General features: G+C 65.4%; 25 protein-coding genes. 6 read left to right on the top strand and 19 right to left on the bottom strand.

Annotated elements, in window-relative coordinates:
• Positions 1-215 precede the first annotated feature (215 nt).
• Entirely contained in the window at positions 216-995 is a 780-nt protein-coding gene (locus tag MTX21_RS11895) for an enoyl-CoA hydratase (protein WP_280964995.1), read from the bottom strand.
• 107 nt (positions 996-1,102) lie between these two features.
• On the bottom strand, positions 1,103-1,768 hold the full coding sequence (locus tag MTX21_RS11890; protein ID WP_280964994.1) for a hypothetical protein: 666 nt from the start codon (positions 1,766-1,768) through the stop codon (positions 1,103-1,105).
• A gap of 298 nt (positions 1,769-2,066) precedes the next feature.
• Here MTX21_RS11890 and MTX21_RS11885 point away from each other — a divergent pair, with 298 nt between their 5' ends.
• Together MTX21_RS11885 and MTX21_RS11880 are read left to right on the top strand one after the other, a co-directional pair.
• Positions 2,067-2,612, top strand: coding sequence for a sigma-70 family RNA polymerase sigma factor (locus MTX21_RS11885; protein WP_280964993.1), 546 nt, complete (start codon positions 2,067-2,069; stop codon positions 2,610-2,612).
• 2 nt (positions 2,613-2,614) lie between these two features.
• Positions 2,615-3,253 (top strand): DUF1109 domain-containing protein, encoded by a 639-nt coding sequence (locus MTX21_RS11880; RefSeq protein ID WP_280964992.1) that lies wholly within the window; start codon positions 2,615-2,617, stop codon positions 3,251-3,253.
• 9 nt (positions 3,254-3,262) lie between these two features.
• Here the strand turns inward: MTX21_RS11880 and MTX21_RS11875 are convergent, their stop codons facing one another.
• Positions 3,263-4,366, bottom strand: coding sequence for a DUF2336 domain-containing protein (locus tag MTX21_RS11875; protein ID WP_280964991.1), 1,104 nt, complete (start codon positions 4,364-4,366; stop codon positions 3,263-3,265).
• A 63-nt stretch (positions 4,367-4,429) separates the two neighbouring features.
• On the bottom strand, positions 4,430-5,587 hold the full coding sequence (locus MTX21_RS11870) for a GGDEF domain-containing protein (RefSeq protein ID WP_280964990.1): 1,158 nt from the start codon (positions 5,585-5,587) through the stop codon (positions 4,430-4,432).
• A gap of 436 nt (positions 5,588-6,023) precedes the next feature.
• On the opposite strand from MTX21_RS11870, the gene MTX21_RS11865 reads away from it, so the two are divergent.
• From MTX21_RS11865 to MTX21_RS11850, 4 genes are all read left to right on the top strand, one after another.
• A complete protein-coding gene (locus MTX21_RS11865) occupies positions 6,024-6,593 on the top strand; it encodes a sigma-70 family RNA polymerase sigma factor (RefSeq protein ID WP_280964989.1) in 570 nt (189 codons plus the stop codon).
• Positions 6,590-7,291, top strand: a complete 702-nt coding sequence (locus MTX21_RS11860) for a hypothetical protein (protein WP_280964988.1) — start codon at positions 6,590-6,592, stop codon at positions 7,289-7,291. Before MTX21_RS11865 ends, MTX21_RS11860 begins: the two co-directional genes overlap by 4 nt.
• Positions 7,292-7,306: 15 nt before the next feature.
• Positions 7,307-8,983, top strand: a complete 1,677-nt coding sequence (locus tag MTX21_RS11855) for a S8 family serine peptidase (protein ID WP_280964987.1) — start codon at positions 7,307-7,309, stop codon at positions 8,981-8,983.
• 506 nt (positions 8,984-9,489) lie between these two features.
• Positions 9,490-10,020 (top strand): TIGR03809 family protein, encoded by a 531-nt coding sequence (locus MTX21_RS11850; RefSeq protein WP_280971030.1) that lies wholly within the window; start codon positions 9,490-9,492, stop codon positions 10,018-10,020.
• Positions 10,021-10,329: 309 nt separating this feature from the next.
• Here the strand turns inward: MTX21_RS11850 and MTX21_RS11845 are convergent, their stop codons facing one another.
• The 15 genes from MTX21_RS11845 to MTX21_RS11775 form a co-directional block, all read right to left on the bottom strand.
• Positions 10,330-11,700, bottom strand: coding sequence for a TIGR03808 family TAT-translocated repetitive protein (locus tag MTX21_RS11845; protein WP_280964986.1), 1,371 nt, complete (start codon positions 11,698-11,700; stop codon positions 10,330-10,332).
• Positions 11,701-11,926: 226 nt separating this feature from the next.
• Positions 11,927-12,574 carry a pyroglutamyl-peptidase I gene (locus MTX21_RS11840; RefSeq protein WP_280964985.1) on the bottom strand — a complete coding sequence of 216 codons (648 nt, stop codon included), beginning with the start codon at positions 12,572-12,574 and terminating at the stop codon, positions 11,927-11,929.
• Complete coding sequence (meaB, locus tag MTX21_RS11835) at positions 12,571-13,560, bottom strand: methylmalonyl Co-A mutase-associated GTPase MeaB (protein WP_280964984.1); 990 nt, start codon at positions 13,558-13,560, stop codon at positions 12,571-12,573. Before meaB ends, MTX21_RS11840 begins: the two co-directional genes overlap by 4 nt.
• Before the next feature lie 51 nt (positions 13,561-13,611).
• Positions 13,612-15,126: a tripartite tricarboxylate transporter permease gene (locus tag MTX21_RS11830; RefSeq protein WP_280964983.1), complete on the bottom strand. Its 1,515-nt coding sequence runs from the start codon at positions 15,124-15,126 to the stop codon at positions 13,612-13,614.
• 3 nt (positions 15,127-15,129) lie between these two features.
• On the bottom strand, positions 15,130-15,624 hold the full coding sequence (locus tag MTX21_RS11825) for a tripartite tricarboxylate transporter TctB family protein (RefSeq protein WP_280964982.1): 495 nt from the start codon (positions 15,622-15,624) through the stop codon (positions 15,130-15,132).
• Between the two features lie 211 nt (positions 15,625-15,835).
• Positions 15,836-16,828, bottom strand: a complete 993-nt coding sequence (locus tag MTX21_RS11820; protein WP_280964981.1) for a tripartite tricarboxylate transporter substrate binding protein — start codon at positions 16,826-16,828, stop codon at positions 15,836-15,838.
• A 131-nt stretch (positions 16,829-16,959) separates the two neighbouring features.
• Positions 16,960-17,694 (bottom strand): RsiV family protein, encoded by a 735-nt coding sequence (locus tag MTX21_RS11815; protein ID WP_280971029.1) that lies wholly within the window; start codon positions 17,692-17,694, stop codon positions 16,960-16,962.
• 255 nt (positions 17,695-17,949) lie between these two features.
• The gene (gene scpA, locus MTX21_RS11810) at positions 17,950-20,106 is read right to left on the bottom strand and encodes a methylmalonyl-CoA mutase (RefSeq protein ID WP_280971378.1); all 2,157 of its coding nucleotides are present in this window, start codon (positions 20,104-20,106) and stop codon (positions 17,950-17,952) included.
• A gap of 32 nt (positions 20,107-20,138) precedes the next feature.
• Positions 20,139-20,603 carry a GFA family protein gene (locus MTX21_RS11805; protein WP_280964979.1) on the bottom strand — a complete coding sequence of 155 codons (465 nt, stop codon included), beginning with the start codon at positions 20,601-20,603 and terminating at the stop codon, positions 20,139-20,141.
• Complete coding sequence (locus MTX21_RS11800) at positions 20,600-22,471, bottom strand: methylmalonyl-CoA mutase family protein (RefSeq protein WP_280964978.1); 1,872 nt, start codon at positions 22,469-22,471, stop codon at positions 20,600-20,602. The genes MTX21_RS11805 and MTX21_RS11800 overlap by 4 nt, the downstream gene beginning before the upstream one ends.
• An 81-nt stretch (positions 22,472-22,552) precedes the next feature.
• A complete protein-coding gene (folK, locus tag MTX21_RS11795; RefSeq protein WP_280964977.1) occupies positions 22,553-23,068 on the bottom strand; it encodes a 2-amino-4-hydroxy-6-hydroxymethyldihydropteridine diphosphokinase in 516 nt (171 codons plus the stop codon).
• Between the two features lie 137 nt (positions 23,069-23,205).
• Positions 23,206-23,574: a dihydroneopterin aldolase gene (gene folB / locus MTX21_RS11790; RefSeq protein WP_280964976.1), complete on the bottom strand. Its 369-nt coding sequence runs from the start codon at positions 23,572-23,574 to the stop codon at positions 23,206-23,208.
• Positions 23,571-24,431 carry a dihydropteroate synthase gene (gene folP, locus MTX21_RS11785; RefSeq protein WP_280964975.1) on the bottom strand — a complete coding sequence of 287 codons (861 nt, stop codon included), beginning with the start codon at positions 24,429-24,431 and terminating at the stop codon, positions 23,571-23,573. Before folP ends, folB begins: the two co-directional genes overlap by 4 nt.
• Before the next feature lie 306 nt (positions 24,432-24,737).
• On the bottom strand, positions 24,738-25,145 hold the full coding sequence (locus MTX21_RS11780; RefSeq protein ID WP_280964974.1) for a DUF4332 domain-containing protein: 408 nt from the start codon (positions 25,143-25,145) through the stop codon (positions 24,738-24,740).
• A gap of 24 nt (positions 25,146-25,169) precedes the next feature.
• Positions 25,170-25,535 (bottom strand): DUF2267 domain-containing protein, encoded by a 366-nt coding sequence (locus MTX21_RS11775; protein ID WP_280964973.1) that lies wholly within the window; start codon positions 25,533-25,535, stop codon positions 25,170-25,172.
• Positions 25,536-25,714: the final 179 nt, after the last annotated feature.

Raw genomic sequence — 25,714 nt, 5'->3', positions numbered from 1 at the left:
TGTTTAATCACCGTCGTCCCGGCGAAGGCCTGGCGAAGGCCGGGACCCATAAACCCAGGGAGAAGTTGTCGCGCGAACCGGTAACCGCGAGTCTTCGCCAAACCACTTCCTCTGGCTATCGCGACGAGCGCAAAGCGCTCGCGCGGGGGTCCCCGATCTGCGCTCCGCTTCGCTGCGCTTGTCCGGCACGACGGCGAATTTTAATTAGCGGACCCCTACCGGTTCTTGTTCACCGGCTTGCGCTTCTCGATGAACGCGGCCATGCCCTCGGAGCGGTCTTCCAGCGCGAAGGTCGAGTGGAACAGGTTGCGTTCGACGCTCATGCCCTCGGCGAGCGTGGTCTCGAACGCGCGGTTCACCGCCTCCTTGGCCATCGCGGCCGCGGGCCGCGACATCGAAGCGATCTTCTCGGCGGCCGCCAGCGCCTCGTCGATCAGCTTGTCGGCCGGAACGATGCGGCTGACGAGGCCGCTGCGTTCGGCTTCCGCCGCATCCATCATGCGGCCGGTGAGGCAAAGGTCCATGGCCTTGGACTTGCCGATCGCGCGCGTCAGGCGCTGCGTGCCGCCGATGCCGGGAATGGTGCCGAGCGTGATCTCGGGCTGGCCGAACTTCGCGGTGTCGGCGGCGATGATGATGTCGCACATCATGGCGAGCTCGCAGCCGCCGCCGAGCGCATAGCCCGCGACCGCCGCAATCGTAGGCTTGCGGCAGCGTGCCACGCGATCGCCGCCGATCGCGGCAAAATCCTCGGAGAACATGTCGATGAAGGCCTTCGGCTGCATCTCCTTGATGTCGGCGCCGGCGGCGAAGGCCTTCTCGCTGCCGGTCAGGACGATGCAGCCGATGGCGTCATCGGCCTCGAGATCGTCGACGGCCGCGGCGATCTCGCGGAAGACGCCGAAAGACAGCGCATTGAGCATCTTCGGCCGGTTCAGCTTGATGATGCCGACCGCGCCTTTGCTTTCGACGATGATGTGTTCGAACGTGCTCATGCTCCACCCACGCTTTTGATTGAGCGGGCAATTTGCCCGCTGGCGCGGTGGGCTTCAAGGGGCCAAAAGCCACCGGGACGCGCGTGCCGCGCGCCCCGGAACAGGCGTCAGGCCATGAACATGCGCGCGGCGGATGCCAGCGTCAGAAGTGCGCCGGCACCGATGAAGATCTTGCCGATCAGCGAGCTCTGGTCCCAGGCCGAGCTCTGCTGGCTGCTTGCGGCCATCACCGGCGCCGGACGCGGCTGCGCGTCGGTTGCTGCGGCCACCGCCTTCTGCGCGGGCGGGTTGTCCTGTTGCAGGGCGCGGTCGACCTCGTTGAGCTGGTCGGACGCGACCACCTGGTTCTCGGCGCCGGAGGAGGCGGCGGCATTGTCGGCGGCCGCCTGCACGTTGTCGTTGGCCCGATTGGTCATTGCAGTGGCCGCAGCCGCAGTCGGTGTGTCGGCGGCAGCAAGCTGCGCATTGGCGTTGGCGACTGTCGGCGGCATCTGACTGGAGGCCGGCGTGTCGTTGTTGGCCTTTGCGTCGGCTGCCTTTGCCGCGTCCTTCTTGCCGGCCTGGTCGTCGGAGGATTTTTCCGCCGTCTTGCTGCTACTGCTGCGGCGGTGCGAGGTGTGGCGCCGGTGCTTGCTGGGCTTGACCTCGTCGGCCTGTTTGCTCGCGCTGTCCGTTTTGGTGGCAGCATCCGGCGCCGCCTGTGCCGCGCCCCCGCACAGCAAGAAAAGTCCGGCCAGAAGAATCAAGGCCGCGCGTCCACTGGTTTTCATCATGTTGACGATCTCCCCAATCCGCCCGTCCCGGGGGCGAAGAGAGACGCCGGGGCGTGACCACAGCGGGGCAGAAAATGGGAATCTTCGGGCTACACCGGGCAAAAACGGGGCAAACCAGCACCTCCTGATCCGCTCTCTGACCCGCCCTCGGATGCGAGCGGGACTGATCGGTGTTATGAGCCTCCCCGGGCTTCGCGGCCGGGACTTGGGAGGCTGACCATTGATCACGAATTTGTGATCTTGTGGGATCGGCGTAACAAATTGAAAGAGCGGCCGAATTGCATGGTGAGGGGCGCGCGTGCGCGGACGTGAGGACGAGTGGACCGGCCTGATGCGGTCGGCCATGGCGGGCGATGGTGCGGCGTATCATCGCCTGTTGAAGGCGATCACGCCGGTGCTGCGGGCTGCCGCAAGGCGCGGTCTGGCGCGGGCTGGGCAGCCTGCCGATCAAGCCGAGGATATCGTGCAGGACATTCTGTTGGCGGTGCATCTGAAGCGGCACACTTGGGATAGCCAAGCCCCCTTCGCCCCGTGGCTGTTCGCGATCGCCCGCAACAAGCTGATCGATGCGCTGAGACGCCGCGGCAGGCGTGTCTTCGTCAACATCGACGATTTCGCCGAGACGCTGCCGGGCGAGACGCCGCAGGACACGGCCTCGGCGAGCGAGGTCGCGACCCAGCTCAACACCCTGCCACAACGCCAGCGCGAGGTGTTGCAGTCGATCGCCGTCGATAGCGCCTCGATCAGGGACACGGCGGCAAAGTTCTCGATGAGCGAAGGTGCGGTGCGCGTCGCGCTGCATCGAGGTCTTGCCGCGCTCACAGCCAAACTGCGGGACCACTAGTCATGGATACCGATCAACTCATTCGCACGCTCGCGGCCGACAACGCCCATCGTGCGCCGCGCGTCGGCGCGGTGCTGACCATGGCGCTGCTGGTGGCGGCGCCCTTGTCGATCCTGATCTTCGCGACCTTCCTCGGCGTTCGGCCGGACGTCATGAGCGCGATGCACAACCCGTTCTTCGACATGAAGTTCGCGGTGACGCTGTCGCTGGCGATCCCTGCGATCATCATCAGCCTGCACCTGTCGCGCCCCGAAGCCTTGATGCGCGGCTGGGGCTGGCTGCTGCTGCTCCCCGCGGGACTGCTCGCGGTCGCGATCGGCGGCGAGATGATGATGGCGCCGGCCATGCCGATGACGATGCGGATGGTCGGCAAGAATTCCAGGGTATGCCTGTCGGCAATCCCGGCGATGTCGCTGCCACTGCTTGCGGGCGCGCTGTTTGGCCTGCGTCACGGCGCGCCGTCGCGGCCCGCGCTCGCCGGCGCGCTGGCCGGCTTGCTGTCGGCCGGGCTCGCCGCGACGCTCTATGCCTCGCACTGCACCGACGACTCTCCCCTGTTCGTCGCGACCTGGTACACGATCGCGACCGCGCTGGTGACGGCGATCGGTGCGCTCGTCGGGTCGAAGGTTTTGCGCTACTAGCGCGCCGGTTCAGGCTGCCGGCGTCGTGCTCTGTTGCATGCGGTGGAAGCGCAGCACCTGCTGCGCTGTGGAGCTGCGCAGCGCCTCATAGGTATCCCGCAGCGTCAGCATGTCGGTCTGCGAGCCGCCGGACAGCTTTTCGCGCATGGCGATGATCGCGCGCACGCTCGACCACGACATGTTTGCGACTTTGGCGAGGATCATCACACCCTCGGTGCGGCTTTCGATCATCATGTTTTCGGCGATCTCGATCGAGACGCCGGCGAGGGCCGCAAGCCCGGCATTGGTCTCGTCGAACTTGCCTTGCTCGGCGAAGGTCCCGACCTGGTATTCGTTGAGGCGGCCGTCCTCGTGCAGCGACTTCACCAGCGCACGCGCCATCTTGGTTTGCCTGGTCATGGCGGCCGCGCGGATGCGCTGGGTCGCTTCCTGGACGACGCTGGACACTTCGCCGGCGAGCTCCGGATTGGCGGCTTCGAGCTTCCGGCGCACGCTCAGCGATGCCTTCGCGACCAGCTTCAGATAGTGGTGGCGCGGCAGGTCGGGCCGTAGGCCTATGCAGGTGGCGAGGTCGTCGTCGCGCTCGGCGCGGGTGACGAGGTCCACGAGGCTTTCTTCGGAGAAATGGGCGCCCGGATTGCTGACGGTTGACTGCACCACCTCGTCGTTGCCGCGCGCCACCAGCACGTCAGTGAGCGCGTCCGAGAGCACGCGGCGCAGCGAGATCGCCTTGAGATGGGCCTGGCTCTTGCTGCGCGCGATCTCGAGCAGGGTTGCCTCGTCCAGCCGTTCCGACTTCGACAGCACGGGGCCGGCGACGTCGATGACGTCATCGAGTGCCAGCGTGCGGATGATTTTGGGGGGCGCGGCGCCGGCCGGCGCGAGACGGTCGGCGAGCAACGCCTTGGCCGAGGTTTCGATCTGCTCAACCAGGCACTGGAAGACGTCGTCGAACAGGCGGATGTGCTCATCCGAATAATCCACCGCGTTGTTGATGAAGAGATCGGTGACGCGGCGCAGGGTCTCCACCCGGCGCGCCACCGTGCCGTGCGAGAGCGCGGCCTGCAATTCGTCGAGCAGGTTTTCGGAAGGTTTGGCGGATTTGGATCTCATGGCCCTGTCCTGGAGCGTTCGGTCCGGCGGCGGCTTCTGCGCGACCGGCGGCAAATGGGATAGTCAGCTCGTTGCAATGCGGTTGCGCCCTTGCGCTTTGGCGGAATAAAGCGCGCCGTCGGCGCGCGCGAGAAATGTGTCGGCAGTATCGTTGTCGCGCAGCGAGGCGACCCCGGCGGAAATCGTCACGTTCATGCCGGGAGAAAATGCGTTCCAGTCGAGATCGGCGACGATCCCGCGCAGACGCTCGAGCATCCGCGCAGCGGCGTCGGCTTGCGTATGCGGCAGCAGGAGCAGAAATTCCTCGCCGCCGTAGCGGCCGAAGCGGTCGTCCGGGCCGATATTGGCGAAGATGGTGATTGCGAAGGTGCGCAGAACCTCGTCACCGACGGGATGGCCGTGGACGTCGTTGATACGCTTGAACCAGTCGAGGTCGATCAGCGCGATCGCGCAGGATCCTGCCGTCCCGCGCGAGCGCTCGATTTCGGCGTCCAGCAGCCGCATGATGCAGCGGCGGTTGTAGGAGCCGGTGAGCTCGTCGAGCTCGGCGAGCTCCTCGATGCGCTGGTAGGCAGTCTTCAGCTCGATGCTGCGCCGATACAGAATCTTGCGCAGCGTGCTGCCGAACAAGCCGAGGAAGGCGCATTGGCCGATCACGAGCACGAAGCACAGCATCGACGCGGTCCGCTCGAGCCGTGTTGCGACCGGCAGTCCGATCGGCAGGTTCGAGACCAGGAAGACGAATGCGAGCCCGACGGTTGCCAGACCCCAGGTGATCATCGCCTGGCCCGAGGTCATGCGCAGCGTGCCGAACGCGAAGATCAGGAACAGCACGCTGATGAAGGCGACCCCGACCGTTGGGACCGCGAGCAGGAATACCATCTGCAGCGCCATATGCGCCGAGATCTGGAAGACGGTGAGGTAGTGGTCCTCGAACTGGTCGCCGAAGCCGGATTCCGAGAGCACGGTGAACGTGCCGATGATCATCAGGCCGCCGAGCCAGAACAGCGATGGCACGGCCATCGAGACCGCGCCATCGTAGGCGTAGAGCAGCAGAACCGACGCGCCGAGCGAGTAGCTCACGGCCTGGCCGACATACATCTGGCGCCGCTGTCGCATCCGGCGCGCGCGCACCTCCGGCGCCGTCGCGTCGGGCGTCAACGCGAGCTCCGCGGCTTCTGCGGCATTCCGGTCCGGGAAGGACGTGGCGGCCGTGCTCATGCTCTTGCCGTTGCTGGATGTCAGTCCAAAAATCTACGTGGCAAGCCTTTAGGTTTGGTATCCTCGCCTCGCGAATCCGGGCTTGCGCAGGGCAAATGGCCTTGATCCGACGCGGAAATTAGTGCGCGATGAGGGATCGTCGGTGATCGGTCGAGCCAAGGCAGGGGTTCGTGAGACATACGTCGTGCAGGGCCGCCGCCATTGACCGAGTTTTGGTCAGGCCGCCTGCGCTGGGCAGGCATTCCGCAGGAAAGTTTTTCAGTATTATGTTACCGATCTGGATTAGGGCAGCCAGCCGCCACAGGCGGCGAAAGGAAAATGCGGCGATGTGGGGTAGATCACACAGGGCCCCGTACGATTGCGGTAAGTTGAAGAATTTTGCGCCTGCCGTCGAACCGTCCGCCGTTCCGCCCCGACCAACCTTGCGAGACGGGCGTTGAGCGTGACACAGGCGGCTTCGGACGAGGTCCTGATCGCCAGGATCGCCCAAGGCGACCGGCTCGCCATGCAGGTGCTGTACGGGCGGCACCATGTCAGGGTGTATCGCTTCGGGCTCCGGCTCGTGCGCGACGAACAGGTGGCGGAGGACCTCATTAGCGAGGTGTTTCTCGACGTCTGGCGTCAGGCCGGCAAGTTCGAGGGCCGATCCGCTGTCTCCACCTGGCTGCTGGCAATCACCCGATTTAAGGCCCTGTCTGCGCTCCGGCGCAGGAAGGACCTCGAGCTGGACGAAGAAGCTGCCAACGCGATCGAGGATTCGTCGGACGATCCGGAAACGGTGGTGCAGAAGAAGGATACCAGTGAAGCGTTGCGGGGGTGCCTGACGGCGCTTTCGCCGGAACATCGGGAAATCGTCGATCTTGTCTACTACCACGAGAAGTCCGTGGAGGAGGTGGCCGAGATCGTCGGGATACCTGAGAACACGGTAAAAACGCGCCTGTTCTACGCGCGCAAGAAACTGGCCGAACTGCTGAAGGCAGCCGGCGTGGAGCGAGGCTGGCCATGATGGCTTTGAGCAAGAAGATGCTGGAGCAAGAGCCCAGTGAAATTGAAATGCTGCTGCCATGGCATGCCGCCGGCACGCTGAATGCGCGCGACGCCCGCCGTGTCGAGGAAGCGCTCGCGCGTGATCCCGAGCTCGCCCGGCAGTATGCCGCGATCCGCGGCGAGTACGAAGAGACCATCCATCTGAACGAGAGCCTCGGCGCACCGTCGGCGCGCGCGATGCAGAAGCTGTTCGCGGCGATCGACGCCGAGCCCTCGCGCCCAACCGGTGCGCGGCCGCCCTCGGCGCGCATTTCGACCTTCTTCGCGAGTCTGTCACCGCGGACGCTGGCCTGGTCGGCGAGCCTTGGTGCGATCGTGCTGTTGCTGCAAGCCGGCATCATCGGCGCGGTGCTGATGAAGAACCAGACCGCGACCTTCCAGACGGCGTCGCTCTCCACCACCGACGCCCCGATCACGCGTGAGTTCGGTAAATCCGCCGCCGCGCCGGCGCGCGCGTTGGTGCGCTTCACGCCGGAGGCGCGAGTGGCCGACATCACGTCGCTGCTCGACAGCTATCACGCCTCTATCATCGACGGCGCCAAGGGCGGCATGTTCCGCCTCCAATTCGAAAAGCCGATGAGCCAGGACGAGCTCACCGCGCTGCTCGGGCGGATGCAGCGCGAAAAGATCGTCAACCTCGCCGTGGCGGCGCCTTAAGCGCGCCTCGGGCTCATGACGCGCAAGTCCGAGACTGGGGTGAGAGCAGGGGCCTACGCATCATCCGTGGCCGCCGTGCTTCTCCTCGCCACCTCGCTCGGCGTCGAGGTCGCCCACGCGCAGGCGATCATGCGCACGCCCACGATCAGCGTCCCCTCGCGTACACCGACCATCAGTCCGAGCATTGCCGCAAGGGCCGTGAGTGTCGGCCGCGCCCCCCGCGTCGCCACTACGCCCCGGCTGACGCCGCGGCTGGCGATCCCGGTGCAGCCCTATGTGCGCTACTCGCCGAACCTCTATCCGGCCTGCACCGCGCCCTATCGCGACGCCGATGGCGACTGCCTCGCGCAGCCGAAGGGCGACGGCGACGGCGCCGGCAAATCGGGCAAGAAGAGCGCCGGCAATGCGCGCCGCAATAATGCTCAGGCCGCCGCAAACCTGCGCACCTTCGCCAATGAATTCGTCGCCGAGATCGACGGCGCGCTCTCGCTGGCCGAGGCCGACGAGCTGGCCAGGCGACATGGTTTGAGGCGCGTCGCCTCGGAGAACTTTCCGCTGATCGGCGCCACGATCGGCCTGTTTCGCATCACCGACGGCCGGCCCTACGACACTGTGCGGCGCGAGTTCGCCGCCGACGGCAGCGTGCATTCGCTCCAGCCGAACTATCGCTACATGCTCCAGGACCAGAAAGCGGCGCCGACCGAAGGTGATCCGGCGCAATATGCGCTGGCCAAGCTCCGCCTGCCGCAGGCGCACACGCTGGTGCACGGCGCCAATGTCACGGTCGCGGTGATCGATTCCGGAATCGACGTCAAGCATCCCGAGCTCGCCAATTCGATCACCGACAATTTCGACGCGCTCGGCAGCCCCGAAGGCCCGCACGTCCACGGCACCGGCATCGCGGGCGCCATCGTGGCGCATGCGCGGCTCATGGGCAGCGCGCCGGAGGCGCGCATCATTGCCATCCGCGCCTTCGGCGGCACCACGAGGGGTGCCGAGAGCAACTCCTACATCATTCTGCGATCGCTGAATTACGCCGCCGAGCACGGCGCGCAGATCGTCAATATGAGCTTTGCCGGTCCGAAGGACGCGGTGATCGGACGCGCCCTCGCGGCGACCGCCGCCCGCGGCCTTGTGCTGGTCGCGGCCGCCGGCAATGCCGGCGCGAAATCTCCGCCGCTCTATCCCGCCGCCAATCCCAACGTGATTGCGGTCAGCGCGACGGACCAGCAGGACAGGCTGTTCACCGCCTCCAATCGCGGCAACTACATCGCATTGGCGGCGCCCGGCGTCGACATCTTCTTGCCCGCACCGGACGGCAAGTATCAGATGACGTCGGGCACCTCGTTCTCGGCGGCCTATGTCTCCGGCGTCGCGGCCCTGCTTCTGGAGCGCAATTTCGCCCTGAAGCCCGAGGCACTGCGCATGACGCTTGCGAAGACCGCGCGCGACCTCGGCTCGCCTGGGCGTGATGATCTGTTCGGCGATGGCGAGGCCGATGCTTACGCGGCCGTGATGGCCGTTCCCACCGATGGTGCGACGCCGGTTGCCGCGACGTCCGGTACAACAAAACGTGAAGGCGGCGAGGGGCGTCGCGAGGAGCCTGGGATCCGCGCGATCGACCAACCGTCACTGTCGAGCGCGGACGATAAATCCACGGTTTCTCAGACGGATAGGCCGGCGTCACGATAACTGCTGCGACAAAGATGCACGTGGCGAGAAGGTTAAAAATTCGAACGCTGCGTTGAACGTTCAGCCCGCTGCCACGACCAAAATATGTGGGAGCGGTCATCCCTCCCCATCGGTCATATCAGGCGCGAGCGCCCATCCACCCCAAGCGCCCATATGGCTCGACCCGTCCGGTTGTCCCCCCGGACGGGTCTTTTCTTTTTGGGGGGGACTTATTCCTTGAAGGCCTCCTTGCGATATCAGCTTTTGGTTGAGCTCGCGCCTGCGGTCCCTCGTCAGCGATTCGCCCCGAGGGCTGCAAGACCGCTATGCTTGTGTGAGGCTTGACGGCAAATCGGCTGCAAACTCCGTAGACTCGCGGTATCTGATGACGACGGCCGCGTCGCATCTGGACAAGTCAAAACTTTTCCACAAAATATTCATGTCGCGTCTAAATTGATTCGTGAGCGTTGCGTCCTCCGCGTCCGTGTTTTCTCCCAACGGGCTGGTTCATGACACATCGCCAAGGCGTGGCTTGCGGCCGCGACGTTGCAAAGCGCTGGTGCGCGCTCGCCGAGCAGCGGCTGGAACATCTCACGGAAATGTTCGAGACCGGGCGCTGGCGCCGCTATCACTCGGAGCTCGCATTCCTCGAAAACATCCAGGAAGCCAAGCGCGCGCTCCAGACCTGGCGCGCGATCGCGGCCGGCGAGGATGTCTCGGCGGCCGCTGCGAGCGTGACGGGCGCGTTCGGCTGGTCTCCGGCGACCATACCAAGCATGGCTCCGCGCGAGCAGGCCCAGACCGTGCAGCCGAAGGCCGTGCATATCGCGCCTGAAACGGCCGTGCCGATCGCATTCGCCCCCGCGCCGGACGTGCTCGCTGACGTGACCGAAGCCCCGATCGCTCCAATTGCGACGCTCGCTCCGATTGCGGCGTTCCTGCGGACTTTCTCGCCGCCTGCCGCCGACGTCGTCGCGGCCCCCGAGCGTGTCGTCGAACTCACCCTCAGCCTCGACGGTATCGAAGCCAAATACCCGCTGCTGAGGAACGCGTTTTAGGGCCAGGATTTTTCCAGACACTCCGCTGTCGTCGTGGCGAAAGCCAGGATCCGCATCGCGGAATCTCTCCGGAACGCGCGCCCTGTACCACACGCATCACCCAAGACGAGTCCTGCATTGCACGTTGCTTGGCCTGAACGACGAAGTGCATGGAAGCTGTTTCCGCGAAAGGCCGTCATTGCGAGGAGCGGAGCGACGAAGCAATCCAGACTGTCGCTGCGGACAGATTCTGGATTGCTTCGCTTCGCTCGCAATGACGGGTAGTTGAGGCTCGCATCTCGGACAATGGCAGGGGCTCTCTGTCAATCGCTACCGCCGCACGGCATTCCCGCCGACCACCACCTGCGCGAAATGCTGTGCGCCCTCCGCCGACAGATCCGTCGTGACCACGCGTGCGTGGTCGAGACCGACCACGGCGCCGCGCGGTGTCTCGGAGATCATGTTGTTGTTGATAAGCGCGGAGCCCGCGCCCGGCACGACCGAGACGCCGACGCCGGCGAGCGCTTTGCGGATCACGTTGCCCGAGATCACGACGTCGCGCAGATATTTACCCCAGCCGGCGACGATGCCATAGGACGGCGCGTTCTCGATCACATTTCCGGTCACGGACGAATCCGCCTCGACGTAGATGCCGACGCCGGCATCGTCATCCGGCGTGGTGCCGATCGGCCGCTTCGGGATCAGGTTGCGGATGATGTTGCCCTGGACCACGGCGATGCGGCCGCCCTCGTTGAAATTGCAGACGGAGACGCCGACGGCCGCGCCGTCCACCGTGTTGTTGGCGATCACCGCGGCCTCGAACGAGAACTCTGAATAGAGCGCGACTTCGCGCACGTCGCTGACGCTGTTGTCCGTTATGTGGATGTTCGAGGCCGAATTGCCGCGCACCGCGGAATAGTCGCAGTTCCTGATGCGGTTGCCGCGGACGATGACGTTGCCGGCGCGGAAGGCGTTGATGGCGTTGCCGTACTGTCCGGAGCCGCCAGGGCCGGCCTTGATGTCCTCGATGCGGTTGTCGGCAACCAGCGTGCCGTCGTCGCCGATCGCGGTGCGCAGGATCTCGATGCCGTTGTCGTTGGTGCCGATGATCGTGTTGCGCGCGACGCTGAGGCCCTTGGCGTCGAACGAGACCACGGCCGTCGCGGCGATGTTGGTGAAGATGTTGCCGGAGATGTCGCCCGACACCTGCTCGAACCAGATGCCGCTGCCGCCGGCGCCGGTGATCTCGCAATCCGTGATGCGGATGGCGCGACCGCCGAGGCAATGGATCAGGCCGCGCCGCGTCGGCAGCGGCATGTCGCCGCCGTCGAAGGTGATGCCGGCGAGGCCGATCGCATCGGAGCCGTCGCTCTGGACCGCCGAGGCCCCGCCCGTGAAGATAAGCTTGGTGGCGCCACGTACGCCGATCAGTTGCGAGCCGTTTGGCAATCGCAGCAGGCCGGTGCGGTAGACGCCGGGCGGCAGGGCGAGCGGCATCTGCGCCCGCGCGGCCTCGTCGATTGCGCGCTGAAGCGCGCGCGTCTGGTCCTCGCTGCTGCCGGGGCGCACGCCATATTGCGTGGCGTCGCGGCCGAGCTGTGACGTCAGCGGCGCACCGCGCGTGGCACCGGCAGGCATGGCCAGCGCGCCGGCAACGCCTGCGGCGGAGGCTCCGATGAGGTGGCGGCGGTTGAGGTCCATGAGGCGTCCTCCGGCGGAGGCGGGAAGTGTCCGCACGGTCTAGGTAACGCAGAAATGGGAGCGGGGCGGTCGGCGTCGGCCAGATTGTTCGAGGTAGGGTTAAATGTTTACCCCGGTGGTGATGCCGTAAGGGTGGGTTAGCCGAAGACGTAACCCACCGTCTCGAGCACGGAGCCCGTGGAAGTCAAAAGTGGTGGGTTACGCTGCGCTAACCCACCCTACCAAGCTACGATGCACGCGCCTTCCGTGCCAACTGTACCATCTCCATCAGCATCGCTTCCCCGGCATCCACCAGTTCCTCCAGGGTGATGCGCGGAAATCCCTTGCGCCGCATCGCGCCGCTCCGCGCGAGCAGTGGGACATGGATGAACGCCGCGAGCTGCGGTCCGCCGGCCTTCGCGCCTTCGATCGCGCGCCAGCTCAGGTAGTTGCAGAGGTAGGCGCCGGCATCGCGCGAGGACCGCGCGTCGATGCCGGTGAGGCGTGCGGCGCGCAGCAGCCTTGCCGTGTGCGGGCCGAACATCATCGCGTCCGCATTGGCGGCGACGGCGCGCTTGCGCGAGCGCGTGTTGGCGCCATCGGGCCAGAGCATGGTGACCGCGTTGCGCGCGCGGGTCTCGATGCGCAGATACGACGTGCGCGCCGCGAGGCCGAACATCAGAAGTGCATCCGGCTTCACCCTCGCGAGCACCTCCGGTAGTTGCCGGTCGACCGCAGCATAGGTGACCGGGAAGATGTGGCTTGCAATCTCGACATCGTCGAGCGCCGGACGGCGCAGGTGCGCCAATCGCGTGACTAGCGGCTGGGTCGGGTTGTAGGGCGCGCCGGGAAAGGGCCCGAAGCCGGTGAGGAGAATGCGGAGCCGATCGCTCACTGCAACAGCTCCATAATCTGTTCGGCCGCAAGCGAAGGCGTGATGCGTCCGTCAGCGACCTCGTGCTCGATCTTCTTCACCTTGGCGCGGATTGACGCCTCCGTGCGCAGCCGCGCCAGCATGCGCTGCTCCAGCATCGACCACATCCACTTCACCTGTTGCTCGCGTCGCCGCGCGGCGAACTCGCCGGACGCGCTTGTCGCCTTGCGATGGTCGAGGATCTTTTGCCAGAGCTTTGCGATGCCGTTTCCGGTTAGCGCCGAATAGGTCTCGACCGGCGGGTGCCAGTGCTCTGAGCGCGGCGCGAGGATATGCAGCGCGCCGCGATAGTCGGCGGCGGTGATGTTGGCGCGCTTGAGATTGTCGCCGTCGGCCTTGTTGATCGCGATCATGTCGGCGAGCTCGACCAAGCCCTTCTTGATGCCTTGCAGCTCGTCGCCGCCACCCGGCAGCATCAATGCCAAGAAGAAATCCGTCATGTCGCAGACGGCCGTCTCCGACTGGCCGATACCGACGGTCTCGACCAGCACGACGCCAAAGCCCCCCGCCTCGCACAGCAGCATCGCCTCGCGCGTTTTCGCAGCAACGCCGCCGAGCGTTCCGGAAGACGGCGAGGGACGGATGAAGGCGTGGTCGGAGGCCGAAAGCCGCGCCATCCGCGTCTTGTCGCCGAGGATTGAGCCGCCGCTGCGCGCAGAGGACGGATCGACCGCAAGCACCGCGACCTTGTGGCCCTGCTCGATCAGGTAAATGCCGAGCGCGTCGATGGTGGTGGATTTGCCGACGCCGGGCGAGCCGGTGATGCCGACGCGAACAGCCTTGCCGGTGTCGGGCAACAGCATCTGCACGAGCTCGCGCGCCAGGGCCTGATGGTCGCCGCGCCGGCTCTCGATCAGCGTTATGGCGCGCGCCAGTGCGGCGCGGTGACCCGCGCGGAGGTCGCGGGCGAGGGATTTGATGTCCAGCGAGGCCTTCTTCTCAGTCATGCCCTGCTTTACAACGCCCCGGCGAAGCAGGCGAGGGCCGCTCGCCCCAAATCACCGCGATGTTGCTGCCGCCGCCGTCTGCGCCGGTTTCACCTTCCGCCACACCCACACCATCACCGGCCAGAGCAGCGCGCCGATGGCCATGGCGGCGAGGATCGCAGCGACCGGGCGCTCGAAGAACGGCAGAATGCTGCCGTCGGACTTGATCAGCGAGGTGACGAAGGCCTGCTCGACCATGGTGCCCATGACGATGCCGAGCACCATGGCGGCCACGGGATAGCCGTTCGCCTCCATCACGTAGCCGATCACCCCGAAGGCGGCGACGGTGACGACGCCGAACATATTGTTGCCGATCGCGAACGAGCCGACAGCGCAGCAGAGCATGATGATCGGCATCACCGTGGAGCGCGGCGCCAGCAGGATGTAGGCGGCGACCCGGATCATGGCGATGCCGAGCGGGATCATCAGGATGTTCGCGATGATGAACATCAGGTAGATCGCATACATGCTCGACGCCTTCTCCGTGAACAGCGTCGGGCCCGGGTTGAGCCCCTTCATATAGAGCACGCCGATCGCGATCGCGGCGATGGTGTCGCCGGGGATGCCGAACAGCAGCGACGGCACCCAGCCCGAGGCGATGCTGGCATTGTTGCTGGCGCCGGCCTCGACCAGGCCCTCGACATGGCCCGTGCCGAATTTTTCCGGCTCCCTGGAGAAACGTTTTGACATCGCATAGCTCACCCAGGCGGCCATGTCGGCGCCCGCGCCTGGAAGCACGCCGATGATGATGCCGACGATGTTTCCGCGCGTCATCTGCCAGTGGTATTTTTTCGTCAGGTTCCACTGGCCGGCCATGATGCTTCCGAATTTTCGCCGGGGCAGCGGCGGCGGTTCGGGCGTCAGCATCGCGCGCATCACCTGCGCCACCGCGAACACGCCGACGAGCGCTGGGATCGGCTCGATGCCGCCAAACAGATCGGTGATGCCAAAGGTGAAGCGCGGGATGCCGCCGGGATTCTCGATGCCGATACAGGAGACGAGAAGGCCGATGAACATGCCGGCGATCGCCTTCACCGGCGAGGAGCGCGCCACCAGCGTCGCGCACATCAGGCCGAGCAGCGCCAGCCAGAAATATTCGAAGGTCGAGAACGACAGCGCGATCTCGGCGAGGGGCGGCGCCAAAATCATCAGCGACAGCACGCCGGCGATGCCGCCGACCGCCGAGAACCATACACCAGCTCCGAGCGCGAGTTCGGCCTGGCCCTTGCGCGTCATGGCATAGGCCTCGTCGGCATAGGCGGCGGAGGCCGGCGTGCCGGGAATGCGCAAGAGCGCGCCGGGGATGTCGCCGGAGAAGATTGCCATCGAGGACGCCGCGACGATGGTCGCGATCGCCGCGATCGGCGACAGATAGAAGGTGACGGGGACGAGCAGGGCGGTCGCCATCGTCGCCGACAGGCCCGGCAGCGAGCCGATGACGAGCCCGTATACGGAGGCCGCGAACATCGCGATGATGACCTCCCAGGTGGAGATCAGCGAGAATGCGTCAATCAGCGTTTTCAGCATGGATCACCAGGGCGTCGGCAACAGGCCGGCGGGCAGCGGCACGCGCAGCAGCTTGGCGAAGATGAGGTGGATGGCGAACGGCGACAGCGCCGCGAGCGGCAGCGCGAGCTTCCACTTCGCGCCGAGCGCGGTCGAGGTCACGTAGACCATGATCGCCGCGGTGATGATGAAGCCGAGCCGGTCGGCCGCGAAGACGTAGAACAGCAACAGTGCCGGCGGCAGCAAAGCGCGCAGGCTGTAGAGCTTTCCTTGCGGCGGCGGTGCGGTCGCCGCCTGGCCGTCCTCGAGCGGGACCAACTCTTCCTCCTCCTCGAAGGAATGGCCGATGCCAAACACGATTGCGAGCCCGCAAAGTGCAAGGCCGGTGCCGATCACGAGCGGAAACACGTTGGGGCCGACCGGCTGGCCGGGCACCGGCGGCAAGATCCAGCCGCCGTAGGCAGCCGCCGCGCCGAGTGCGACGAGAAACGATCCCGTGACGGAGTCGGGAAGACGCATGGGAGGAGTCCTGTCAGAATTCCGGGAGGTGCGCTCTCTCTCCCCGCGTGCGGGGAGAGAGGTGGGGTGAGGGGGGGACTCTCCGCGAGAGCGGTGAGAGTTGGGCTCGAGGAGACCTCCTCACCGAAATCGAGTTGCGCTCGGATTCGACCTCTCCCGCATCCGCCTTCGCTGAAAGCTTCGGCGGACAAGAGCGGGGAGAGGTGAGACGTCAAGCCTTCGTCAGGCCAGCAGCCTTCATCGCTTCGCCCATCTGCGCATCGCCCTTGTCCATGAAGCTGCCGAACTGGCCGCCGTCGCCCCACACCGTGCCGAAGCCGCGGTTGCTCATGAACTCCTTGAACTCGGCGGAGTCGTAGACCTTCTTCAGCGCCGCAGTGAGCTTGGCCGTGATCTCCGGCGGCAGGTTCTTCGGCGCGCCGATGCCGCGCCAAGCGCCGGTGGAGTAGTTTACGCCCATCGATTCCTTCAGCGTCGGCACGTCGGGGAAGATCGGGTTGCGCGCGGGCGCCATGATGGCGAGGCTCTTCGCCTTGCCCGCCTCGATGATGGCGCGCGCTTCGGGCACCGAGCAGGTGGTGAGGTCGAGACCGCCGGCGGCGAGATCCTGCATCGCCGGTGCTGCGCCGTTCGACGGCACCCAGGCCACCTGATTGGCGGGCAGGCCCATCGCCTGCATCCAGCCGACCAGCGCGAGGTGCCAGATGCCGCCCTGGCCGGTGCCGGAGGCCTTGAACTTGCCGGGAGGTGCGGCCTTGATCGCGTCGGCGAGGTCCTTGACCGTCTTGTAGGGTGAGGAGGAGGAGACCTGGATGCCCGGCGGGTCCTCGTTCATCAGCGCGAGCGGGGTGTAGCTCCGCGGCGTCAGGTCGGTCAGGCCCTGCCAGTGCATCATCGAGATTTCGACGGTGAGCATGCCGATGGTGTAGCCGTCGGGCTGGGCGGTCGCGATTGCGGTGTGGCCGACCACGCCGGATCCGCCAGTGCGGTTGACCACGTTGAAGGGCTGGCCAAGATCCTTTTCCAGCAGCGCTGCGACAATGCGCGCAGTCGCATCCGTGCCGCCGCCGGCGCCCCAGGGCACGATCACGGTGACCGGTCGTGCCGGATAGGCTTGCGCGAGCGCGGGTTTGAAACCGAAGACGGCGGATGCTGCGACTGCAGCGGACGAAGCCGCAAACGCGCGGCGGGTGAGCTTGGACATGAATGCCTCCCAGCGGCGCCCGTAACATCGGGCGCTCTTGTCGATGACGGCATTCTAGTCGGCTTTGCGGCGCCGCCGCAAGGTAGCGCTACCAACGCGCTGTGAGCAACGGCGCGGTGCTCAAAGCGTGGTCACTGGCCATCATCCTCATCGCCCTTCTGTCGTGAGCCGCCAAAGATGTGCACGCCTTCCGCTGCAAGGTAGGGTCTCAGCGCCTCCCAGGGCACGAAGGCGACATATTCGCCTTCGGCGTAGGGGCCGACGGCATAAGGCGGGTAGTGGAAGGTGAGGCCGGAGCTCTTGCCGGCTTCGGTCGACGGCGCCAGCGTCACCGCGCCGATCTTGAGCAGGCTCGGCTCGACGCCCTTGAACCATTCGGCGGTCGCGGTCTCGCTGGTGTCACGCTTCTTCTTTTCGATCGTGAGCGAGGCGATCACGGCCTTCACCATCGCCCTCATGGTCGGGCCGTTATCGGCGGTCTCGGTGAAGAATGGGCGGATCGAGATGCGCTTGTTCTCGGCCTTGTCCCACAGGATCGTGTTCACGTCGGAATTGGGATGAGCGCCGTGGGTATCCATGTAGTCGTTGCGCAGGATGCTGACATAGCGGTCGGCGACCACCGAGCGGATCGAATATTTGCGCTCGAAATCCCAGCCGCCGTCCTTGAAGAATTGCGGATCCTGCTTGCGCGAGGCGGCCGCTTCAGCCGCGTTCTTGTCGAGCCATTTTTTGCCCTCGGCGAGGCAATCCGCCGCCAGCGCCGCATCCGCCTTGATCTTGTCATCGAGCAGCACGCGCGCCTCGATGCTCTTGGTCTTGATCACGGCGTCAGGCTTGGGATCGGCGGCGCGGGAGGAGGAGAGCATCGCGACAGCCGAAAGGATCGCGATCGTGTGCAGGAGCAGCCCTGCGCGCGCGGTTGCACGATGGTATGTCACATCAATATCCATGAATTTTCATGCGCCTTCGGGAGGCCGCCAGGGCAGCGGCCAAACTCTGCCACGGCATAAGCATCACAAGATGAACCGGTGCAGAACGCCCGGTGCGTCCACCGGGTCGCGAAGATTGGTCACGGCAACGCGCCTGCCGGTTTGATGCAGAAAGCGTCGAGCGGCGGTGATCTATTCCGCCGCCTCGCTATGCCCGAGCCGGGCATTGAGCTTGCGGATCAGCTCCTCGGCCGCGTCCGCGATCACGGTGCCCGGCGGGAAGATGGCTTCGGCGCCGGCGGCATGGAGCGCATCGTAATCCTGCGGGGGGACCACGCCGCCGACGATGATCATGATGTCGTCGCGGCCCTGCTTCTTCAGTGCCGCCTTCAATTCCGGCACCGCAGTGAGGTGCGCGGCCGCGAGCGAAGAGACGCCGAGGATGTGGACGTCATTCTCCACTGCCTGTCGCGCCGCTTCGTCGGCGGTGGCAAATAGCGGCCCGATGTCGACGTCGAAGCCGATGTCGGCGAACGCCGAGGCAATCACCTTCTGACCGCGGTCGTGGCCGTCCTGGCCGATTTTGGCGACGAGGATGCGCGGCCGGCGGCCTTCCGCCTCCTCGAACGCGTCGATCAGCGCCTGCACCTTCTCGACCTGATTACCCATGCTGGACGCCTCCCGCTTGTAGACGCCGGTGATGGACTTGATCTCGGCGCGGTGCCGGCCGAACACCTTCTCCATCGCGTCCGAGATCTCGCCGACGGTCGCCTTCACGCGCGCCGCGTCGATGGCTAGCGCGAGCAGATTACCGTTGCCTTCGCCGGCCGAACGCGTCAGCGCCGCGAGCGCGGCATCGACGTCCTTCTGGTTGCGCTCGGATTTCAGCCGCGTCAGCTTGTCGATCTGGAGTCGGCGAACGTTGGTGTTGTCGACTTTCAGAATCTCGATCGGCGTCTCGTCGGTCGGCTTGTACTTGTTGACGCCGATCACGGCCTGCTTGCCGGCATCGATGCGGGCCTGCGTCTTGGCGGACGCTTCCTCGATGCGCAGCTTCGGCACGCCGGCCTCGATCGCCTTGGCCATGCCGCCGAGCTCCTCGACCTCCTGGATATGGCCCCATGCTTTCGCGGCGAGATCGCGCGTCAGCCGCTCGACATAGTAGGAGCCGCCCCAGGGATCGATGATGCGGTAGGTGCCGCTCTCCTGCTGCAGGAAGAGCTGGGTGTTGCGGGCGATGCGCGCCGAAAAATCGGTCGGCAGCGCCAAGGCTTCGTCGAGCGCGTTGGTGTGCAGGGACTGAGTGTGGCCTTGGGTGGCCGCCATCGCCTCCACTGTCGTGCGCATCACATTGTTGAAGACGTCCTGCGCGGTCAGCGACCAGCCCGAGGTCTGGCAATGGGTGCGCAAAGAAAGCGAGCGCGGGTCCTTCGGACCGAACGGCTTGAGCAGCTTGGCCCAGAGCAGCCGAGCGGCGCGCATCTTGGCGACTTCCATGAAGAAGTTCATGCCGATCGCCCAGAAGAACGACAGCCGCGGCGCGAAACGGTCGACGTCGAGGCCGGCGGCAAGGCCGGCGCGAAGATATTCGACACCGTCGGCAAGCGTATAGGCGAGCTCGAGATCCTGCGTCGCGCCGGCCTCCTGCATGTGATAGCCGGAGATCGAGATCGAATTGAATTTCGGCATCCGCTGCGATGTGAAGGCGAAGATGTCGGAGATGATCCGCATCGATGGCGAGGGTGGATAGATGTAGGTGTTGCGCACCATGAACTCTTTCAGAATGTCGTTCTGAATGGTGCCCGACAGTTTCTCCGGCGGCACGCCCTGTTCCTCGGCCGCCACCACGAACAGCGCGAGGATCGGCAGCACCGCGCCGTTCATGGTCATGGACACGCTCATCTGGTCGAGCGGGATGCCCGCGAACAATGTGCGCATGTCATAGATGGAGTCGATCGCAACGCCGGCCATGCCGACGTCGCCGGCGACGCGCGGATGATCGGAATCATAGCCGCGATGGGTGGCAAGGTCGAAGGCGACCGAGAGGCCCTTCTGTCCCGCCGCGAGGTTGCGGCGGTAGAACGCGTTGGAGTCTTCGGCCGTGGAGAAGCCGGCATATTGCCTGATCGTCCAGGGCTGGTTGACATACATGGTCGGGTAGGGGCCGCGCAGGTAGGGCGCGATGCCCGGGTACGTCTCAAGGAAATCGACGCCGGCAAGATCGGCCTCGCCATAGGCGGGCTTCACCAGAATGCCCTCGGGCGTCAACCACGGCTCAGCGCTGCCGGCCGGTGCGGCTGTTGCGGCACGCTCGAAGGGGATCTCGGCGAAATTGGGAATGCGGCTCATGGTTCCAACCATATCAGAGGTGAGCGCGTAAGCTAATCATGGTCCGGATGCTGATGGCTGACGATGGTCGCCATCTTCTCCGGCCCGTAGTTCTGCTGCGTGGTCTGGCTCGGCAAATTGGCGATGCCGACCACCCAGCCGAGGCGGGACTCGGTTCCAAATTGCCGCGTCGGAATCACCTGGTCGGGGCGGTCGAATGCGCCGGTCATGATCTCGATCCTGTCGCCATCGATGCGACGGAAGCTCAGCGGCGTGCCGCAGGCCGGGCAGAAATCACGCTCCGCGATCGAGGAGGAGCGGAACGCCGAGGGTGCCCCCTTGGTCCAGGCGAAATCGGTCTTGTTGATATCGGCAAAGGAGGCGAACGGTGCGCCGCTCGCCTTCTGGCACATCCGGCAATGGCAGATCGAAATCCGGGTCGGCGCCGTTGTCACAGCAAAGCGCACCGCGCCGCATTGGCAGCCGCCGGTGAGAACTGGTTTGCCTGCTTCGGTCATCGCTGTTCCATCCGTCGATAGGCGTCTTGCAGCGTGGCAAGCGCATCCGCGCCGGCAAAGATGAAGCCGCCGATGCCGGCCGCGCGCAGGGCCGCCTCGGCATCAGTGGGACGGCCTACGAGATAGATATGTCGTGCACCGGCCTGTTGCAGGGCTCGCGCCGCAGCTTCGGCCTGGTCCGTATAGACCTTGTCGCTGGAACAAAGGCAGGCGAGCCCGGCGCCGGAGGCTTTGAACGCAGCCGCGAGCTTCGCCGGATCGGCAAAACCGTCGCTGTCGACGCCCTGGATTCCGCCGGCCTCGAAGAAGCTTTTCGCAAAGTTCGCGCGTGCGGTGAAATCGGCGGGCGTGCCGAGATTGGCCAAAAACACCTTCGGCCGCGCGCCGTGGGCCTTCAAGGTTGCATCCGACTTGTCGCGAAGCGCCTCGAACGGTTCCGCGAGCCGGATCGGCGGCAGTGCATCGAACTTGTATTTCTGCTCGCCATAGGGCGGGAGCGCGACCGGCGTCGCCTTGAGCACAACCGTCACGCTCTCGTGCAGGTTCGGAAACTCGCTCGCGCCGGTCAGCACGTCGCGGCGCTTGTCGATGTTGGCCTCGCGCGCCTTGCGTGCGGCGGCGACCTTCCCCTGGAACAGGTTCTGCTGAAGCGCGGCAAAAGCGCCGCCGGCCTTTTCGCTCTCCTGGAACAGCGCCCAGGCCGCTTCGCAGAGTTGCGCAGTCAGCGTCTCGATGCCACCTGCGCCCGCCGCGGGATCAGAGACCTTTCCGAGGTTGCTTTCCTCCAGCAGCAGAAGCTGCGTATTGCGCGCTATGCGCCGCGCAAAGGGATCGGGCAGGCCGAGCGCCAACGTGTACGGCAGCACCGTGACGGCGTTGGCACCGGCAAGCCCGGCGGCGAATGTCGCCATGGTCGCGCGCAGCATGTTCACGTAGGGATCGCGCTGCGTCAGCATGCGCCAAGCTGTGTCGGCGGCGATGAACAGCGGCTTCGGCGTCAGGCCGCAGGCCTGCTCGATCCGCGCCCACAGCAGCCGCAGCGCGCGGAACTTGGCCATAGTCAGGAACTGGTCGGCATCCGCGGCGAGTCGCGCATAGACCATGCCTTGTGCCTGCTCCAGCGGGACGCCGGCGCCTTCGATCGCGCGCAAATAGGCGATGCCGCAGGCGAGCACGAAGGCGAGCTCTTGCGCCTCCGATCCGCCGGCATCGTGGATCACGCGTCCGTCGCTTGATGCGAACGGTCCCTTGAAGCCGAGCGCGGCAAGGCCGCGGATAGCCCCCGTGACGGCCGGAACGATCTCTTCCCAGGTATAGGGGCTGCTGCCCCACTCTGCGCCGGCTGCGAGCGGATCTAGCCCGAAGCGGATGTCGCAGGCGGCGGGATCGATGCCTGTGCTCTTTACGTATTCCGCCACATGGATCGCGGCCAACCGCGATTGCGGCCCGACCTGGAGCTCGATGCCGATGCCGGCATCGAGCTGAATGTCCTTCAAGACCCTTGCGACCGTATCCGCCGTCGGTTCCAGGCCAAAGCCGTGGCTGCCGGTGCCACCGGCAAACACCAGTGCAAGCCCCGTGGCGCCGTTCTCTAGATCGGTGAGCGCCTGCGCGTTCGCGAGCGCAGCGTCGGGATGATCGATCCGCTGCATGATCTGCCATGGCGCTGCCGCCGGGCGTCCGGCCACAGGTGCAACGCCCTTGGCGCGCTGATAGAGCGGATCGATCTTCAGCCCATCGTAGGTCTTGCCGACCAGTTTCTCGAATGGCGCGCCCTTCAGCACTCCGTCGACCAGCTTGCGCCAGTCCTCGTACTGCGCCGTGGGAAACTCGGCCGCCAGCGGCAGATCATCAGTCACTGAGGTCATACAGCGAGGGACTCCCAAAGATCCTTGTTATCGGCGGCGAAATTGCCACGGTCGACCGTCCCTGCAAACGGTTGTTTTTGGTTAGCCGGTATCCGGCAGCCGCTCAATTCCTTGCGTTGAGACGCTGGCGAGCGCATCGCGGACCTTGATCCCGGCGATCAGGCGGTCCGGCGCGATTTCGGCGAGCGGTACCAGCACGAAGGCGCGCTCGAACAGGCGCGGATGTGGCAGCGTCAGGTCGGGCGTCTGCAGCGCCACATCGTCATAGGCGATCATGTCGAGGTCGAGCGTGCGCGGTCCCCAGCGCCGCTCCTTGGTCCGCGTGCGGCCGAATTTCTGCTCGACTTTCTGCATCACGAACAGCAGCGCGTGCGGATCGAGGTTCGTCTCGATCTCGATGCAGGCATTGATGAAGGGATCCTGCTCCTCGTCGCCCCAGGGCGGGGTCGTATAGTCTGATGAGCGCGCCAACAGCGCGGCTTGCGCCATGCTGCAGATGTGGGCGATCGCCTTTTTGAACGTCGCGCGGACATCGCCGACATTGCCGCCGAGTGCGATCAGCGCGCTCGCGGAGCGGATTTGACGTTCGCTAACCATTTGCCGAGCTTCCTTCTGCGAACGTCAAATCCGCTCCGCGAGCAAACAATAATGTACGAGTGGCCCTTTTGATCCTGACATTCGCAAACGTGGCTCCGCGAGTCTGTGCGAATGTCAGGATCGGGCCACTCGCCATCTCAGGGATGCCGCGACCGCGTCAGCATGATGCCGACGTCGTCGAAGATCGCCGCGATCGGCGCGTGCGGCTTGTGCACGGTGACCTTCACGGCGCGAATGCGCGGGAAGTGCGACAGGATGGCGTCGGCGACCGCGCCGGCGGCGCGCTCCAGCAGCTTGTAATTGGTGTTCTTGAATGCAGCCGTCGTGGTTGCCACCACATCGGAATAGGAGACGGTGTCGGCGAGCCGGTCGGTGCGGGAGGACTCCGACAAATCGGTGTAGAGCTCGAGGTCGAGCACGAAGCGCTGACCGACCTCGGTCTCGTGCTCCATCACGCCGTGGCGGGCATGGATCACGAGGCCGGTCACGAAGATCGTATCGGTCATTGCTTGCTCTCGATTGCGGCCGCGACCCGCAGGGCCTGCAGCGTCTCGGCGACGTCATGGGTCCGGATGATCCTGGCGCCGCGCTGCGCGGCGAGGAGATGGGCGGCGATCGAGCCGGCGAGTCGCTCTTGTGGCTCCGACGGCGACACTGATGCGATGAAGCGCTTGCGCGAGGCGCCGACCAGGATCGGCAGGCCGAGCGCGCTGAGTGCGTCGAGCCGCGCCAAGGCCGTCATGCTCTGCTCCGCCGTCTTGCCGAAGCCGATGCCGGGATCGAGCACGATCATGTCGCGTGCGATGCCGGCCTTCGCCGCGATGTCGAGCGAGCGCTGGAAGAATGCGACCATGTCCTGCACGATGTCGATGGCGGGATCGACGCTGTCGCGATTGTGCATGACGATGACAGGGACATTTCGCGCGGCGACCAGTGGTGCCATGCCGGCGTCTCGTTGCAGGCCCCAGACGTCGTTGGCGATGGCAACGCCCTGGTCGAGCGCGAAAGCCACGACCTCCGCCTTCATGCTGTCGATCGACACGGGCACGCCGAGCGCCACCACCTCGGCCAACACCGGCTTCAGCCGGGCGAGTTCGTCCGCCGCCGTCACCGGCTGGGCACCCTTGTAGGGTCGGGTGGATTCGGCGCCGATGTCGATGATATCGACGCCATCAGCGATCATCGCCCGCGCCCGCGCCAGCGCCTGGTCGGGCGCCATGAACTGTCCGGCGTCGGAAAAGGAATCCGGGGTGATGTTGAGCACGCCCATCACCGCCGGGATCGGTCGTCCGAGCAGCGTCCGCAGTACGCCGGGCCCGGCCGAACCGGCCGGTGCGACGGATGGGGAGGGCGAGGCGTTCATGCGGCTCGCTTTGCGCGGTCAGGCATGGGGAGTCAAGACGGGATGGAGCAATGGCCGCATCTCGGCATGGCGTCGCACACATTCGCTGTCATTGCCCGCCTTGTGCGTACTTGCGCACTGAGGCGGACAATCCAGTATTTCAGTGACAATGCCGCGATGCGGGGGGCGCGGCGTGCTCGATACCCCTGCTTTCGCGGGGTATGACGGCGGAGTTAGGGGATGAATCGCTGCTCGTCGGGCTAGACGACACCGAAAGTGTGGCGTGGCAATCGTATGCTGAGAGAGACGCCTTAATGCGTGGGCGACCTAATACGTAATCTTCGGCGCCAGTTTCTTCGCCTTGGCGATGATATCGCCGACTGATTTCTCTGACGGCAGGATGCGGACGAGCTTCCTCTTTTCGTTCGCTTCGCGCATGCTCTGGGCGAGTCTCGCCGGATTTCGATAAGCGAGCTCGCGCACAGTGGTGACGCCGGCGGCGCGGACCAGGCCGACCTTGGCTCTGCCCATGCCAGGAATGCGCATGTAGTCGGAGACGTTGGCCCATTCCAAGAGCTGCTGCTCGCTGATGCCGGTTTTGGCGGAGAGCGCCTTGCGGCCCTTGGCAGTGCTGGCTGCTTCGAGCAGGGCGTCGGTGGTGCGGATACCTTGCGCCTTCAGCTTGCTGGCGGCGAAGGTCGGCAGGCCCTCAATCTCGGAGATGGGATATGTCATGATACTTGATATGCAATGCGAGCTTCAGGCGAACTGGCTGAGGCCCGGCGTCCCCGCGATGATCTTGCCCATCTGATCCGCTCCGATTTTGTCTCGGCCGAAACGAAAAAGTTCACGGGCGACCTTCTGGATATCGGACATGCCGAGACCCAGGCCCATCAAGCGCGTGCCGACGGCCATCAGGCCGCCGCCCATCAGCCGCGACAGTCCGCCGCCACTCTTGGACGCCTCGATTGCCGCTTCTGCGCCGGGAATCTGGTCGATCAGGGTCTGGACGCTATCGGAAGGCCCCTCGCTGCGAAGGAAGCCCAGGATAATGCCGACGGTCTTTTCAGCGACAGCACTATCTATGCTGGCGTTTGTCGCCAGCCGCCCGATCAGCTCGTCCATATGGCCTGCCCCTCAGCCGGTTCACATGCCGGAGTTTTGTTTTCGAAAATTGATCTTGAGCCGGTGCGAAGTGAAATACAAGCGATCAACGCACACGGCGTCGCGATTCATCTTCAATCGCACGAAAAGTGTTGCAGCAATGCAAGAGCAGAGACGAAATCAGAGAAAAATTGCCGCGG

The sequence above is a fragment of the Bradyrhizobium sp. ISRA430 genome, assembly GCF_029909975.1.
Taxonomy (GTDB): Bacteria; Pseudomonadota; Alphaproteobacteria; order Rhizobiales; family Xanthobacteraceae; genus Bradyrhizobium.
The sequence above is the reverse complement of the archived record's forward strand: the minus strand, read 5'-3'. Positions and strand labels throughout refer to the sequence as shown.